Here is a 15,834-nt window from a genome sequence, read left to right on the forward strand (position 1 = left end):
CGCCACCGGGTGCCATGCCATGCCGACCAGGATCATCGCGGTGAAACAGTGACCCGCCTTGAGCCAGGAGCGTGACACGGTCGAGGATCTCGGCGGGCCGGCCTGCCTGCTCGGGCGCGGCCGGGCCGGGCTCAGCCGGTGCAGGGCAGGACGAGCAGGCCCCGCACCGCAGCAGCCTGATGGTGTGGCGCGCATTCACGCGGACCTCGGTCAGGATTCTCCGGCGTCGCGGATGGCTCTGATCTCCGGGTAGACCGGCTGCCACATGGCGTCCCGCACCAGCTTGCCGAAGCCGTCGTCGACCTCCGTGCGGGCGACGCCGTCGTGGGCCGCGGCGCGGCCGACCGCTCCCGCCACCGCAGCGGAGGTCGCGCGCAGCGCGTCGGGCAGCGGGAGGACGGGCGCGCCCGGCGTACTCCCGTCGACCTGTCCGGCCACCGCGTGGGCGGCGGCGACGAGCATGCCGTCGGTGACACGGGTGGCGCGGGCGAGGATGGCACCCAGGCCCAGCCCGGGAAAGATCAGCGCGTTGTTCGCCTGACCGATCAGATACGTCACGCCCCGGTACTCGACCGGTTCGAAGGGGCTGCCGGTGGCCACCAGCGCCCGCCCGTCGGTCCATTCCAGCAGGTCGGCGGGGGTGGCCTCGGCCAGCGGCGTCGGATTGGACATCGGCAGGATGACCGGCCGCCGGGAGTGGGCGGCCATCTCCCGTACGACCTGCTCGGTGAAGGCACCGCCCTGACCGGAGGTGCCGATCAGCACCGTCGGCCGGACCCGGCGGACCACCTCGGCGAGGGCGACGCCGTTGTGCTGCGCGTCCCGTTCCCAGCCGGCCACCTCGGCCGCCGGACGGGCGTAGCGGATCTGGGCGTCGCGCAGGCCGTCCTGGTCGTCGGTCAGCAGGCCGTACCGGTCCACGGCCCAGAAGCGGCGGTCGGCCTCCTCCTCCGACAGCCCGTCGGCCACCAGGGCGTCGCGGAACTGGTCGGCGATACCTGTGCCGGCGCTTCCGGCGCCGAAGACGACGATGCGGTGGTCGGTCATCGCCATGCCGCTGGCCTCTGTCGCGGACAGCACGGCGGCGAGATTGACGGCGCCGGTGCCCTGGACGTCGTCGTTGAAGGTGAACACCCGGTCCCGGTAGTGGTCCAGGATGCGGCGGGCGTTGGCGGTGCCGAAGTCCTCCCAGTGCAGCAGCGCGTCGGGGAAGAGCCGGTTCGCGGTGGTCACGTACGCATCGATGAAGGCGTCGTACGCCTTCTCGTCCACGCGCGGATGGCGGTTGCCCAGGTAGAGGGGGTCCTCCAGCAGTTGCTGCCGGTTGGTGCCGACGTCCAGCATGACTGCGAGCGTGCGGTTGGGGTCGACCCCGCCGGCCGCGGTGTAGACGGCGAGTTTGCCCTCGGAGATGTCGATGCCGCCGACGCCCCAGTCGCCGATGCCCAGGATCGCCTCACCGTCGGTCGCCACGATCAGATCGACATCGCCGGCCCCGAGGCCGGAGCCGCGCAGCGCGCCCTCGATCTCCTCGGGGGCGTTCACGGAGAGATAGATTCCGTGCGGGCGGCGGAACTCGTAGCTGTAGCGCTCGATCGCGGTGCCGACGGTCGGGGTGTAGACGATCGGCAGCATCTCGCCTAGGTGGTCGCCGACGAGCCGGTAGAACAGCACCTCGTTGCGGTCGTGCAGGCCGGTCAGATAGACGTTCTTGGCGAGGTCGCTGGGCTGCGAACAGTACTGCGCGTAGGCGCGCCCCGCCTGCTGGTCCTGGGTGAGGGTCTGCGACGGCACCAGGCCCACCAGGCCCAGGGTCGCGCGTTCCTCCTGGGTGAAGGCCGTGCCGCGGTTGAGCCGTGGATCGGCGAGTACGGCCCGGCCCGTCGCGGTGGTCTCGAAGCGGTGTTCCCCGGCGATCCAATGGGTGCCCATGAGCGGTCTCCCGTCGTCGGCCCTCGTCGCATTGCCATGTTCCATCCGCTCACCCCAATGGCGCCACCGGAGAAAGGCCGGACGTCCATCGGCGACGTCCTGCTTCCCTATGAGCGTCGACCGAGCCGGCATTCCATCGGCCTTGGACGACCCCGGCAGCATCACCGCCGTCGCGGGGTACCGGGACGCCCCCGTCGCCGAGGGCGACAGACCCTGCACGTGACCCCGCCCCGGTACGAGCGGGATGCGACGCGTACCGGGGCGGGCGGCGGTGACGTAGAGGATCAGGACCGGGGCCGGGATCAATCGGGGCCGGGATCAGCTGAAGACGACGGACCGGAGCTTCAACCGCTCGGAGGCGTGACCGCCGAAGGGACGGAGGGAGAAGTCGTCGCCGTCACAGTCGGGGCCGGTGAAGACGGTGGCGGTCGAGGCGGTGAAGTTCCAGGGAGAGTCGGCGGGGTTCGACGAGTTGGGGTCGGCCACCTCGGGCAGCGTGACGCACTCTCCGCTCGGCGGGTCGACCAGCTCGGCAATCTGCGGGGTGCCGTCGAGACCGGTGTACCTGTAGGCGAAGACTCCGACGGATGCACTGGCCGAGCTCGGCAGCGTCACGACGAGCGCGAGCGCGCCGAGGGCAGCAGCGACGGTGGTACGAAGGCGCATGAAGGGCACTCCTTGTGAGATACGGAGGAATATGTTCCGCTTCAATCTGTCCCGGTGACCTGCGGTTATTGCGGAGCGCGCGCCTCCGTCACTCGGAAGTGAACAGCCGAATCGGTTCTGCCGACGGCCATGTGGGTCACTTCCCGCTTCGTCGCGCTCGTGGGGGCCGTTCGGGTGAAGAGTTGGGTGGGCGCGTCGAGGACCCGGGCGGTTTCGATGCCGTCCGGAAGGTGCCGCGCCGGCAGGGCGGCAGCGCGTACACGACCACACGCCACAGCACGAGAGAGAACTGGCAGCGCCCGGTGCTTTGCCGAGGCGGCGCACCACTCCCACCGGCCCCGGCCCCGCGCTGTCCGACAGCAGGTGGACGTCTACCGCTTCCCCCGCCACAACCGCGACCGCGGGATCGCGCGATAGTCCGCCCTGGAGGAAGGCCGGGCCCGACAACGCCTCCGCACGCAGTTGGGAATCATCCGGCGCCTGGTGAACACCGCCGGTGGCGAACTCGCGCTCACTGTCGCGGACATGGTGGACGTGCCGCCTGCGAACCACCGGCACAGCTCGCTCTGGTTCGCCTGACCCACACCGAGGGCGTGACTCGAAGTCCCGTTCGCATGGTGGGAGATGGCGATGGTGCGGTACGGTGACGAAATCCTCACGCTCTGTGTGCAAGCGCGCGCATAGGGCGGCCCCCGGCGGTGCGCCAACACCATCCGAGGGCCTTCATCACCAGTGGACAGGAACCACCGGAAATGCTGCGTCATGCTATCGCCCCGTCCCGGCGCTTCACGAAGGCATCGCACGATGTCGTGCGCCATCCGCGTCTGAGCAGTGACGCGAAGATCCTCCTCCTGTACGTCCAGGGCCTTCCCGAAGACACCCCTTGCAGGCCCCTGAGCGAACTCGCCCGGAAACTGGGCATCAAGGGTCGCGCGTACCAGAAGGCGAAGGAACAACTGGTCGCGCACGGGTACGTATACGAATGGCGGACCCAGGGCGGCCGAGGCCGCTGGATCACCGAACAGCTGGTCGCGAACACTCCTCTGACGGATGAGCAGGCAGAACATCTGCGAGGGGCCCCGCCCACCACCTCGCCACCGAGTACGCAGATTCCGACGGTCGGCGAACCGGCCACCCGGACGGTCGGTGGCTGTAAACCCGTAGAAGACCACAGTGATAAGACCACTCCCCACCCACCCTCCGAAGCCCGGCCGACGACGGACCGGGAACCCGAATCGACGCCGAGACCGGCCGACTCCCACCAACTGGCCTGCGCGGAACGGGTCCTGCTCTCGTTGCGCCACACCCGTCGCGAACTGCACCTGGGAGTGCGCGAGGCCCGCGCACTGGCCGTGGAGGCGGTCAAGTGGCTGGAGCGCGGCCTGAGCGAGTCCGACCTGAGACGGGCGCTGCTCGCCGAACGCCCGGAAGACGGCGTGCGCTCGGCGTTCGGCTTCCTGCGCTACCGCCTCATCCAGAAGCTCCCCGCGGACCCGGCCCCGCCCCCGCTGCCCCAACTCCCGTCGCCCGCCGCCCTGGTCGTCTGCTCCTCGCCCGGTGAGGAACACGTCTTCCGCCCCCTGGGAGAGGAGACGGAATGCGCCCCGTGCCGCCAGGCCGCGGCATGCGCGACCTTCTACGGCGCCCCCGCACCAGAGCCTGATGGCATCCCGTGGCGCGAACGGTTCGCGAAGATCGGGGTGACTCAGTCGAGCCCCGGCGGAGAGTAGAGAACGAGGGTGTCCTGTGCCATCGATTCCTAATGCCGTCTGTCAAGCCGCGAGAGCGACGGGCGGCGTGGGCTCGTAGCACCGTCCGTCGCGGAGGAGGGCCCAGAGGACATTGACGCGGCGGCGTGCAAGGCCGAGAAAAGCCAGGTAGTTGCGGGGGTTGCGTTCGTAGCGGGGGCTGAGTCTGCGGTAGCCGGACAGCCACGAGATCGTGCGCTCGATTGTCGGCGTCGACGTCAGCGGGCGAATCCGCGGCCGGCAGCACCGTTGGTTCCGCCGCAGCACGACGGCATCCGGTACGGACGCGGAGTCCGTACTCCCGCGTCCTGTCGCAGACGCGGAAGCACAGCTCGCTCGGTCTCTCGATGTGGTGCCCTATCGCAGGTCGTCGACGTCCAGTTCGGCGCCGGCCACCAGGGTGACCTCGCCCGCCGGGGCGGCGGCGTCCTCGACAGCGTGCGCGCCGGGTACCTGGGACGCGAGGACCGCGGCCCGGTCGGCGAGGCCCGGGGGATAGGTGACCGTGGTGCGGCCGGCGTGCGGCGCGTTGCCGGTGCCCGTGACGGTGAACCCGGCCTCGCGCAGTCTCTCGGCGACCGCGGCGGCCTTCCCCCCGGTGTCCGATCCGTTGAGGACACGCACGTGCACGGAGGACGCGTACAGCGGATCTTTCGCGTCCGCCTCCAGGCGCTTCTTGTCGATCTCCCTGTCCTTGGCCAGGGCGGTGAACACGGTGGCGGCCTGCGGGTACTGCCACACCACATTGGCCTTGTCCGTCGGGACGTCGGCTTCGCGCGGGTAGCTGGGAACGGTGAGGAACGTCAACCGGTTCTCGGGGATGCCCTTCAGCTCGGACGCGAGGCCGGTGAGCGCCTTCGCACCGGCCAGTTCGTCGTCCGTGGTGAGGGACTTGGTGAGGGACTGCAGCAACTTGTAGAGGGCGACGGGGTCGGTGATCTTCGACTTGGCCTTCTCGGCCAGCGCCGACATGAACTCCTGCTGGCGGCCGATGCGTCCGGTGTCGGAGCCGTCGCCCACGCTGTAGCGGGCACGCACGTAGCCGAGCGCCTTCTCGTCCCTGATCGTCTGGCAGCCGGCCTCCAGATCGAGGTGGGCCTTCTTGTCGTGGATGGCCTGCTCAGGGCAGACCTCTACGCCGTCCAGGGCGTTGACCATGCCCTTGAACCCCTGGAATTCGACCGACATGAAGTTGTCGATGCGCAGACCGGTATTGGCTTCGATCGTCTTGATGGTGCAAGCGGCGGCGTCGGCCACCTCGCCGCCTGTGCCGCCGAGCGAGAACGCCTCGTTGATCTTGAAGTGATGGACCTCGGAGGTCGTACCGTCGCCCTTGTCGCAGGTCGGTATTCGCACCCAGGAGTCGCGGGGTATGGACACGACCGCGGCCCACTTCCGGTTCGCGGGGATGTGCAGGACCATCAGCGTGTCGGAGTGCATGGTGCCCCCCTCCATGCCGCCGTAGCGGGCGTTGGCCCCGGACCTGCTGTCTGAGCCCACGACCAGGATGTTCCGGGACCCGGGACTGAGGTTCTCCGGGCGGTCGTCGCCGAGCTTGCCGTCGAGGTGGGCGCCGTGGATGTTGCCGTCGAGGTCGTTGTAGATCCACGCACCGGCACCGCCGGCGCCGAGGACGCACACGGCGCCGATACCGGCGGTCCAGGCAACGATCCGGCCCCGCCGCGTCAGCCCGTCCGACTTCCCGCCCGCTCGCCTGCGCGAGCGCCCGGCCGCCGGAGCACTCTTTCGTCCGCGTGTCCCACCCATGTGAATCGCCCCCCGCGCCCCGCCCCGACCACCCGGCGTGACCGGACACCAGACGCCCGATGTCGAGCACCGGACTTTATACGATCGTTTCGAACGTGCAGCTGTTGGTGCAGCGAGGCTCCGGCTTAATTAGTGCGGCGCGGCTTGATTGATGTGGAGTCTTGAAAGCTGAGGTAGAGCTGCGTGACGGCCGACAGCGTGAGCCAGGTGTCGTGGTCGTCGAGGAACGATCGCCACGACTGCGTCGCGGCGCAGAGCTCAGACGTCGAACAACTTCTGGAGCGGCCCACGCCGTCCTGGGGCTGCTCATGAAGAGAACGCTAGGGCGCGTCGGGCGTGAGGCGGATGACGGCCGGCTGCGTCGCGCTGTCGTGGCCGACAAGATTGGCCGCCGCGAGGATGGTGTGCGTCCCGGGGATGACGTCTGCCTCCACCATCGTCAGCCATCGACGCTGCAGGGGCGGAAGGCTGGTCTCCTGCCAGCCCTCTGTATTCGGCGGTGCGTCGATGCGGAAGTACGTGCCCTCCGCGGTCCGGTACGCCCAGGCGCCGAGCAGCATGCCCCCGGTGCCGTCGGGGACGGCCTGGCCGTAGGTCTTGTCCCTGAAGGAGCGCGGCGGCCCGGGCACCGGCTGCCAGCCGGTGCCGCTCCAGTGCAGCAGGATGCGCTCGTCCACATCCCGGGGCTCCTCGCGGTCCTCATCGCGCCCGTCAACGACCGAGTGCACCCCCAGGGCCCAGGCATCGCCCGCGGATCCCGCGCGGATGCCCCAGAGGATCGACCCGTTGTCGACCACCTTGGCGTCGTACGGGGCCTGGTAGCGGCGCAGGCGGGTCAACTGCCAGTCGCTGCCGTCCCAGTGGACCGCTGCGGGCTGCTTGGGACGGTCGTCGAATGCCTGGTCCCCGGCGACCCACACATCGTCCGCAGCTCGCGCCTCGATGTCGATGCCGCGGGCCGGCAGCGGCACGGTCCGCCATCGGGTGCCGTCCCAGTGCCGAGCGGCGCCCGAGGCGTCGAGGGCCCAGGCATCGTCGGGCGAGACCACATCGAAGTCCACCGGGGGGAAGCCCAGCGGGACCTGGTGCCAGCGGTTGCCGTCCCAGCGCAACGCCGGGCAGCGCTTCCACGGGCCGCTCGGCGCATCGCCGGTCTGCTGCGGCGGCACACCGCCCCACGCGTCCGGGTAGAGCCACACACTGCGTGGACCCGCAGCGGCAAGCCGCAACCACGGTTGTGCCCGCAGTTGGGCGGGGATCTGCACGGCCGACCACCGGCCTTCGAACAGCCGCAGCAGGCCCGGCTTCCATCTGTCCGCCGCCTCGCGCTGCTCGGTGACCGCCCACGCCTCGGTGGCCGAGACCGCCGCGAGGTCCGCCATGCGCACCTGGCCGGGCGGGCCCACGTAGTCGATACTCCAAGCCCCGGGCCGGGGCGGCGGCGGGGGAACGTCGTCCGACATACCGATCCTGCAGCCGCCGAGCAGCAGCAACAGGGCCGCCGCCAACAGCCGCACCGGCCCGCCGGATCTCCTCCGCCCCATCCGCCCCTCCCCTCGCAGAGCCCGGGACGCTACCGGTACTCCACATACGCGTCGAGTGCCCGCAGCACGTCCGCCTCGCGCGCGAGGGTTCGCCAGGTTGCGCTCGCACCCGCACACCGGTCATTCACGGGCCAACGGCATCGCCCAGACCTCGCGGGAGGCCACCGTCTACGGGGGCGGCAACCCCGGCGACACCCAGGCCCCGTCCGCTGCCGGCACCCGACCGCCTCTGCCGTGGCCGCCACCTCCGTCACCCTCACCTGGACCGCCGCCACCGACAACGTCGGCGTCACCGGCTACGACATCGTCCGCGTCAGCGGCGGCTCCGAGACCACGGTCGCCGCCTCCGCCACCAACACCGCCACCGTGACCGGCCTCACCGCCGACACGGCGTACACCTTCGCCGTCTACGCCCGCGACGCGGCCGGGAACCGTTCGGCCCGCTCGGCCACGGTGAGCGTGACCACCGACAAGAGCGGCAGCACCCCCGGCGTGGGCTGCTCCGTCGGCTACCGCGTTGTCGGCGAGTGGCCCGACGGCCTTCAGGGCGAGATCACCATCCGCAACACCGGCGCCACCACCATCAACGGCTGGACGCTCGCCTTCGCCAACGGCCAGACCGTCACCAACATGTGGGGAGGGTCCCCCACCCAGGACGGCGCCACGGTGAGCGTCGCTCCCGCCTCCTACACCTCCACCATCCCCGCCAGTGGGTCGGTCACCGTCGGCTTCGCCGCTGCCAAGGGATTCAGCAACGCCGCCCCGACCGCGTTCACCCTCAGCAGCACCAACTGCACCACGGCCTGACTTGGTCGTCCTGCTGACCGGCGGGGGTACTCGCCCCTGCCGGTCAGTGCGCCGTCAAAGCCGGTCAGCGCAACCGAGGAAGCTGTCGCGTCGAGGTAGCCGCGAGAGGAGGGCTGTCACAGGCTCCGTACGAACTCGGTCCAGGTGGTTCTTTGGACAGCCACTTGGGGACCTTGAGGTCGCTTCGAGTCGCGCACAGCGATAGCGGATACCAGGTCAGCGACCTCGATGCACTCGGTGCCACTACCGCCGCTATATGACGACTTGAACCAGTGTGCGCGTTCGTGATCCATCAAAGCTCCCCACAAACCCGATTCAGGAGCGCGGCAGACAGGTCGATATCCAACGCCTGCGCACGCAGGTACTCGAACGCCAATTTATAGCGCGCGAGTTCCTGTGGCTTCTCCATGAAGAGCCCGCCGCCGATGATGTCCACGTACACGACGTCGAGTTCAGGTGCGGGGCCGCCGAGTACGACGAAACTGCCGACCGCTGCGGCGTGTGCGCCCGCTTCGAACGGCAGTATCTGAACGGTGACGTGAGGTTGGGTGGCCTGCTCGCAAAGATGCTTCAACTGCTCGCGCATGACGTCGCGACCACCCACGATGCGTCGGATGACTGCCTCATCAATCACTGCCCAGATATGCGGCGGCTCGGTCCGAGCGAGGAGTTCTTGCCGCTTCATGCGGATGTCAACCATGTGGTGGATCTCTTGGTCCGTGCATCGCATCTCCGACGCGCGATGCACGGCCTCTGCGTAGGCGCGTGTCTGGAGCAGGCCAGGCACGTACATGCAGGCGTAGTGGTCCTCGCTGACCACTTCGTCTTCAAGCGTCAGCATGAGGTTCATCGACTCGGGGATGGGGTCCGCGAGGGAGCGCCACCAGCCCTGGATCCGGGCTCCCTTGGCGAGCTCGACCAGCGACGCACGTTCCTGATCCGAGGCGCCGTATTCACGGCAGAGGGCATCGACTGCGGGCCACTTGACCGTGCCTTCCTTCGTCTCGTAGCGACTCAAGGTTGCTTTGGAGATGCCGACCCGTGCCCCGGCCTCTTCCAGCGTGAGGCCCTTGCGCTCGCGGAGGCGGCGCAGATCCGCGCCGAGTTGGCGTCTGCGGGTGGTTGGTCCGACTGGCATGGCGGTGGTCCTTCGCATTGATCCCCAAGAGGGTGCATCGTGCGGAGCACATCGAGCAAGACAGCGCACTCCGGGGGGCGCGCATTAATCCTTGCGCTCCCACAAGGTCGCTATGAGAGTTCCATTTTGAGAGTTCCACTGACACCGTATTGAGCATCGGCCACATTCGGTGACCGTTAGGTGACGGAGGGGTGATGGACTTGGATGGGTGTCGTTTTGGCGTGGTCAGAAAGGGATGGGACCTGGCGTTCCTGGCTGAAGCGAAGGAGCTAGCCGGCCTCCGGCGCGTGATGCGACTGCACCTGGAGCTGTGGGGGCTGCCGGGAGTCGTCTACGCGGCGCAGATCTGCGTTACAGAGCTGGTCGCCAATGTGGTCCGGCATGTGGGCCCTGGGACGCCGTCATGTCTGGCTGTATTCATGAACGGCGATCGCCTTCGCATTGAGGTAAGCGATCCAGATGTGCGAGCACTCCCCACGCTCGTCACGACAGCGGGGGAGGCCGAGGCCGGACGAGGCATGGCGATTGTGGAGGGTGTCGCAGATCGCTGGGGTGTCATCCTGCGCGGCGACTCTAAGGTCACCTGGTGCGAGCTCGCCACTGGTCTCCGGTCATCAAATGATCACGTCGATGGACCTCAAGTCGCTAAGGCTGAAGCACTGTTGGGCTTATGCGGGCTAGGTGTGACCTCGACGGATGCCGATCGCGGACGGCTGAGTCCAACCGTGGGTAGGGAACTGGCGATCGGCCTCATCGCCGACCTCCTCCACTGGCTCCGCGCCCACGGCTGTGATCCAGACGAGGCCCTCGACCGCGCGCAGATGCACTTCGAGGCGGAGGCGGCTGAAGCAGTGTGAAGCCCCCCTCGACCTAGGAACTCGTCTGGATCGCTGAGCCCGGATCCACCGGCTGATCTCGGGGTGGGTGTTTCGGGGCTGTGCGGGCCGTGTCGGGGTTGAGTCGCGGACTCGGGCAGGGGGTGGCCGCTGGTCTGCCCAGCTTTTTCACTTGTCCACAGGTGTCGGGCCCTTTCGGGCAGGTCGGTCGGGAAGCTGGTAGCGCATGCACCGTGCTGAAGAGCTGGATGTACGGTCAGACCCGGATGCATCGGCGACACCTCGAAAGAGCGTAAGGAACACCGCGGATGCTTCCTTCATGTCCGGGCCCGCCGCGAAGTGCCACCCCGCCGTCCCCAGATGATCACCTCACCGTGTCACCCACACGCGCCGTTGACCGCCGAAAAGTGCGAAAGATGAGTTAGATCTGCACCCAAGCGAGTTTCCGAGAGGGACAGGGAACTAGAAACGGAGCGTCACACGCCACCGCGCCAGTCCCCGACGCTACTCCGATACGACTCTCGGCAGGGGGCAGGGCAACAACGTGTCGCTTGTACGCTCATGTTGGTGCCCACGAGAAGGGGTAGTTCAGCCGCTTGTGTCAATGATGGGGGAGTCGGACCGGCTCTTGTCGATGGCGCTGAAACTGATCGGGGGCCGTCCAGCCGCTGCGGTGGAGGCGGGTGCCACCAGGGAGAAGACCATGGCGACCTTCCCCGGGTCCACCTCCCCGTTCCGCACGACAGTCGAAGGATCATCCTCGATGACTGGGTAGAGGAGTATCGCTCCGCGTCGGTCTCGGGAGAACCGTTCCGTCACAGGGTCAGACGTCGGCGGTGTGGCGCGGGCTATACGTCGGGCCGTTGCGCGGTGCTTGCGGTCGCTGATGTAGCCGAAGATCTGGACACGGCGGCGCTCGCGCTTCGAGAGAGCCAGAGGAACTGATCCGCGCACACTCGCTGATACGCCGCGGCCAGTCGCGTAGTGGGGGGTGATCAATAGCCAGTCGTCGATCAGGTGAGAATTCTTGGCGATCTCGCGGAGGAAGCGCAGGTGGGGGAGGAAGGGGGCGGCGTTCCACCAGCGGAGTTTCTCCAGTACCTCCATGAGCTGAGCATGAGAGACCGATGCTGTGAGCGCGGTGAGGTGGTAGTCCTTACCGTAGGCCTCATCGTGGGTGATGAAGGTATCGGGGGTCGTTGAAAGGCGCTCGAGAAGAGGAAGCCACTGTTCGGTGTTGTGAGCCAGATCAACATGACTGAGCGGGTGGGCAGTCGGCTCGATGATCTGCCCCGGACCGGCTATCTCTTCGACCTGGGCGTTATACATCTTCGTGCGACTGCTGGGCTTGAGCCAGGGCAGGTGCTGGGACACCAGCGGAGGGATCTCTTGGGGAGTGACCAGCGGCTTGCCGTCGACGAGTTCGGCGTACTGGGCGAGCTGGTCGCGGAAGGTTTCCTCGTCGAGGCAGATGGCCTCGAAGGCCTCGTAGAGGTCGACCGTGGACTTGCTTGCCTTGGTGAGTTTCTCCGCGCGGCTGATGTAGAGGCGGACCAGGTCCTGGTAGCCGGGGCGGAAGCCGAACCAGCGCCCCATTTGCATGAGGGTGTCGGCCTGCTGGGTCGTGCGGCGGTAATAGGTGACCGTGAGGCCTTCGACGGTGAAGCCGCGGGAGAGTTTGGTGCCGCCGACGAGGATCTTCCAGACGTGGGGCTGGCGGTCGAAGTCGAGGTCGAGCTGGTCGAAATACTTGTCGCTGTCACCGTTCACGATGACGACCGGATTACCCCCCTTGCGGATACGGCTGCAGGCTTGGCTAATGTACGGGCGGAGTTCGTCGTACGAGGCGGGAGCCGGTAGGTCGGCGGCGCGGGCCTGGGAAACCGGGCGGATGTCGCGCTGGAAGAGGTCGGCTAGGCGGGCGTGGCCGGTGGAGTTGGTGATGTAGCCGGCCTGGTGCCACATGGTGTTGAGGCGCAAGGCGAGTTCCGCGTGGTCGTCTTTGCGGACCGACTCGTGCACCAGCATGGTGTGGTGCCGGTAGGGGCCGTCAGGGACGCCGTGGGCCGCGCGGTAGAGCTTCATCGCGCCGGTGAGGACGAAGCTGTCCATGGCCTCTTGCATGGACTTGTCGTCAATCTCATCCGGGGAGTAGATGCCGCGGACGTGGGACTTGGCGCGGGAGTTGGCGTACGTACGCTCGTCGTAAGGGATGAGGGAGTCCAGGTCGTGGAAGTCCTGGACGCCCATGTAGCCCTCGGGGCGGGGGAGCGAGATCAGGAAATCCCTGGGGAAGATGTCTTCGCTGTCGCTCGGGTCGATGAAGACATTCGCGAATGGGGTCGCGGTGTAGCCGACGTACTGGGAGCGCGGGAGCAACGTCAGCAGCTGGGCGATGCGAGAGTTGATCGCGGTGCGCTTGGGACGGTCCGATTCCCACTTCTTCGGGTCGGTGGTGTTGACGGACGCCTGGTCGGACTCGTCGTCGATGATCAGGGCAGGGAGCTCGCCGAGCAGGCCCTGGATCTGCTTGAGGTCCTTAATGAGCTTGTCGAGGACCGACTTGTTCTTCTTGACGACCATAACGCGGGCGTCCGCGTGGTGGAGGTTGCGCGGGTCGTACAGCGGCAGGCCGCGCTCGCGCTTCTCGAACTCGATGCCGCGTATGCCCTGGAGGAGGCTCTGGTAGTCCCGGTCGCGGGTGGTGAGGCGCTCGATATCGAAGGCGCTCAGGGCGGAGGGGCGTCCGCCGTGGGAGACGAACTGCGGCCATTCCTCGTCGTCGCCGATGTAGTCGATGCCGACCAGCGAGTCGAGGTCCTCGGGGTCGGCACCGCGCAGGATGTTCTCCTGGCCGATCAGCTCCATGTCGAGGCGACGCTGGGTCTGTTTGCGCAGGAGGTTCAAGGTGCCGCCGAGAATGATGACCAGGCGGTAGCCGGAGTCGATGGCCTTGGCGGTGACACCGGTGAAGTTCGCGGTCTTGCCGGACTGGACGTAGCCGACGACCAGGCCGCGTGCCTGGCGGCGGGAAACTTGCTCGGGGTCGGTGAGGCGCTCGACGACCGCGCGGCTGGCCTCGTCGAGGCCGGCGATCGCCTCGCTGCTCCAGCCCTTGGCGCGCAGCCGCTTCTCGTACGCGGGCCAGTAGAAGGCCCGCGCTTCGGCGCGTTCCCTGGTGTACCAGGGGGTGAACTCCGCGGTGATGGTGGTGTGGCCGGGCTTCTTGGATACCACGACGGCGTTGGTCAGGGCCTTGCGTACGCCGTCTTCGAAGCCGAGGTGGCCGTATATCTCCGCGCGGCGTTCGTCGGTACGGGGAGGTGCGGTGGTCCAGGCGGCCCGCTCTTCGAAGTCCCAGGAGGTGAGCTTGCGCTCCCACAGGACGGTCAGGGCATCCGACTCATCCGTCAGACGCTGGCTGAATGTGTCGTCCGCGAGGTCAGCGCAGGGGAAGTCCTCCGCCTCGGTCTCTGCCCGCTTCGCGAAGGGTTTGGGGCCACGGGTCATTCCGCCGAGTACAGCGGTGTGGATTTCCAGCAGTGAGTCGGTCACGGGATGCTGTCCTTCAGTGGGTGAAGCGTTCGCGCTGGGCGCTTACGGCAGCGAGCAGAATGGCGTTCCAGTAGTCGATCTGGTCGCTGCGCTTCTTCTCCCAGCGGGTGAAGCCGAACAGCTCCTCCAGCATGAGATAGAGCAGGGTCTTGACGACCGGGGCGTCATTGGAGCCACCGCGCTGACCCATGTTGAAGGTGTCGCGGTGGCTCTTGTTGAGCTGGATGACACGGTTCTCACGGTCGAGGTCGAAGAAGCGGTCTTCCGGGAGTGCGACCCAGGCGATGGCGATCGGGTCCTCGCCGGGCTTCTCCGGCAGTTCTTCCTGGATGACGCGCTTGACCTTCGGGGAGATGCCCTTGCCGGGCGGAATGACCGCATTGCGCTTAACCTCGGCGCGGGAGGATCCCTCGCGGTATACGGCCTCTGCGTTTTCGAGATACGTGCGGAAGGTACGGCCGTGAGCGTCCACGGCCTTCTCAACGCCGCGAGCAAAGGCCTGAGTTGCGTTGATCCCCTCCTTCTTCACGGTGAGGCTGAAGACTTGATTGGGGTGAGAGGGGAGATCAACTGCGATACGGGCGAGATTGAGATGCCCCTCGGACGCGCCCCGCTGGCCGTTCCAGCCGCCGGCCTGGACCAGGCGGTCATTGCGGTAGAAGTAGAAGCCCTGACGCTCGGCGAGCGGGCCGATGAGCTTGTACTCGGCGCGCGGCGACTTGGGGGGCCAGATATGGGCGGTCAACTCCATATCGCCGACGCCCTCAACCGGAGCGGTGAAGGTACAGGGATAGCCCGCCTTGCCCGGAACTTTGTAATTGAACGGATCGAGCGGCTCGACCTCGATGCTGTCGAGCAGTTCACGGGTGTGCACGTTCTCCACAGCAATATCGATCCGTACATCCCCGCGGTCCAGGAAGCGGTGCAGGTAGAGGCCGAGGTGCGTTTCCAGCTTCTGGATTGCCTCAGAGAGGAAGCGGTCGGTCTGGCTGACCTCCACGGTCTCGAAGGTCCTGACCCTGTCCCAGCGCACGACTGTGCCCTGCCACTCGATGATCCCGTCGTAGCGGTCGAGGAGGGCCTGGGCGTAGTCCGGGGTGACGGTGTCGCAGCGGTAACCGTCCGCGAGGGAGGTGGAGGTCAGCTGGCGTCCGGCGGCGCGGCTGGTCTTGGTCGTACTGACGACGGCGAGGGCATCGGCGTGCGAGAGCGACGCAGCTTTGAGGCCGGTTCCGTACATACCGAGGGAGTGGCTGCCGTACTCGCGGCGGTGGCCGACGGTCATGGCGGCGTCGAGGCCCGGGTCGTTCATGCCCCGGCCGTTATCGACGATGAGTAGGCTGAGCAACCGGTCATCGTCGCGGAGGAAGTGCACGACGACCTGACTAGCTCCCGCATCAAGGGAGTTGTCAATGAGGTCAGCGATGGCGACCTCGAAGCTGTACCCCTGGTTACGGAGGGCTTCGGCGTAACCGGAGTCAGGCGGGAGCCGTTTGCTGCCGCTGGTGGGGACGTCGTACTGCCAGTCGGCACCCGGTTTGTAGGGCATGAATCTCACATGGGTAATCAGGGCCGCGCGGGGCTGGGCGGACCGTGTGAGCCCAGAAGGTGGCCAGGAGGGTGGTGATAAATGTGACGGTACTTCAATGCGCCTGGCCAGGGCAGATGGTCCTGAATAGTGGGGCATAGGTCCCTGATGCCTGCTGGCGGGGCCAAAAGAGCGTTTTGTTCCGGAGGTGGCCTTGGCTGAGACAGTTCATGCTTCGCCTATTCAGGGGCGATTCCGAGGTTGGAGGCTCCGGTCGTGAGTGGGACGAGACTGTCCAGTCAACGGTGTACTC

General features: G+C 67.4%; 10 protein-coding genes and 1 pseudogene. 3 read left to right on the forward strand and 8 right to left on the reverse strand.

Annotated elements, in window-relative coordinates; all coding sequences use genetic code 11:
* Positions 1-210 precede the first annotated feature (210 nt).
* Together OHA03_RS18740 and OHA03_RS18745 are read right to left on the reverse strand one after the other, a co-directional pair.
* Positions 211-1,932, reverse strand: coding sequence for an NAD-dependent malic enzyme (locus OHA03_RS18740; protein WP_267004967.1), 1,722 nt, complete (start codon positions 1,930-1,932; stop codon positions 211-213).
* A gap of 318 nt (positions 1,933-2,250) precedes the next feature.
* Complete coding sequence (locus tag OHA03_RS18745; RefSeq protein ID WP_267004968.1) at positions 2,251-2,598, reverse strand: hypothetical protein; 348 nt, start codon at positions 2,596-2,598, stop codon at positions 2,251-2,253.
* A gap of 752 nt (positions 2,599-3,350) precedes the next feature.
* Here OHA03_RS18745 and OHA03_RS18750 point away from each other — a divergent pair.
* A complete protein-coding gene (locus OHA03_RS18750; protein ID WP_267004969.1) occupies positions 3,351-4,328 on the forward strand; it encodes a hypothetical protein in 978 nt (325 codons plus the stop codon).
* Positions 4,329-4,703: 375 nt separating this feature from the next.
* Here OHA03_RS18750 and OHA03_RS18755 read toward each other — a convergent pair whose 3' ends face one another.
* Both OHA03_RS18755 and OHA03_RS18760 read right to left on the reverse strand, forming a co-directional pair.
* Positions 4,704-6,113, reverse strand: coding sequence for an LCP family protein (locus OHA03_RS18755; RefSeq protein WP_267004970.1), 1,410 nt, complete (start codon positions 6,111-6,113; stop codon positions 4,704-4,706).
* 320 nt (positions 6,114-6,433) lie between these two features.
* On the reverse strand, positions 6,434-7,657 hold the full coding sequence (locus OHA03_RS18760) for a hypothetical protein (RefSeq protein ID WP_267004971.1): 1,224 nt from the start codon (positions 7,655-7,657) through the stop codon (positions 6,434-6,436).
* A 130-nt stretch (positions 7,658-7,787) separates the two neighbouring features.
* On the opposite strand from OHA03_RS18760, the pseudogene OHA03_RS18765 reads away from it, so the two are divergent.
* Positions 7,788-8,464, forward strand: a pseudogene (locus OHA03_RS18765) (cellulose binding domain-containing protein); the annotation flags it as partial.
* Positions 8,465-8,580: 116 nt separating this feature from the next.
* Here the strand turns inward: OHA03_RS18765 and OHA03_RS18770 are convergent.
* Together OHA03_RS18770 and OHA03_RS18775 are read right to left on the reverse strand one after the other, a co-directional pair.
* The gene (locus tag OHA03_RS18770; RefSeq protein ID WP_267004972.1) at positions 8,581-8,757 is read right to left on the reverse strand and encodes a DUF397 domain-containing protein; all 177 of its coding nucleotides are present in this window, start codon (positions 8,755-8,757) and stop codon (positions 8,581-8,583) included.
* Complete coding sequence (locus OHA03_RS18775) at positions 8,757-9,602, reverse strand: helix-turn-helix transcriptional regulator (RefSeq protein WP_267004973.1); 846 nt, start codon at positions 9,600-9,602, stop codon at positions 8,757-8,759. Before OHA03_RS18775 ends, OHA03_RS18770 begins: the two co-directional genes overlap by 1 nt.
* A gap of 194 nt (positions 9,603-9,796) precedes the next feature.
* Between OHA03_RS18775 and OHA03_RS18780 the strand changes: the two genes are divergently transcribed.
* A complete protein-coding gene (locus OHA03_RS18780; protein WP_267004974.1) occupies positions 9,797-10,459 on the forward strand; it encodes an ATP-binding protein in 663 nt (220 codons plus the stop codon).
* A gap of 567 nt (positions 10,460-11,026) precedes the next feature.
* Here OHA03_RS18780 and OHA03_RS18785 read toward each other — a convergent pair.
* Positions 11,027-13,993: a Z1 domain-containing protein gene (locus OHA03_RS18785; RefSeq protein ID WP_267004975.1), complete on the reverse strand. Its 2,967-nt coding sequence runs from the start codon at positions 13,991-13,993 to the stop codon at positions 11,027-11,029.
* 13 nt (positions 13,994-14,006) lie between these two features.
* Complete coding sequence (locus OHA03_RS18790; RefSeq protein WP_267004976.1) at positions 14,007-15,542, reverse strand: ATP-binding protein; 1,536 nt, start codon at positions 15,540-15,542, stop codon at positions 14,007-14,009.
* Between the last annotated feature and the right edge of the window lie 292 nt (positions 15,543-15,834).

It is taken from the genome of Streptomyces sp. NBC_00154, from assembly GCF_026342835.1.
GTDB lineage: Bacteria > Actinomycetota > Actinomycetes > Streptomycetales > Streptomycetaceae > Streptomyces.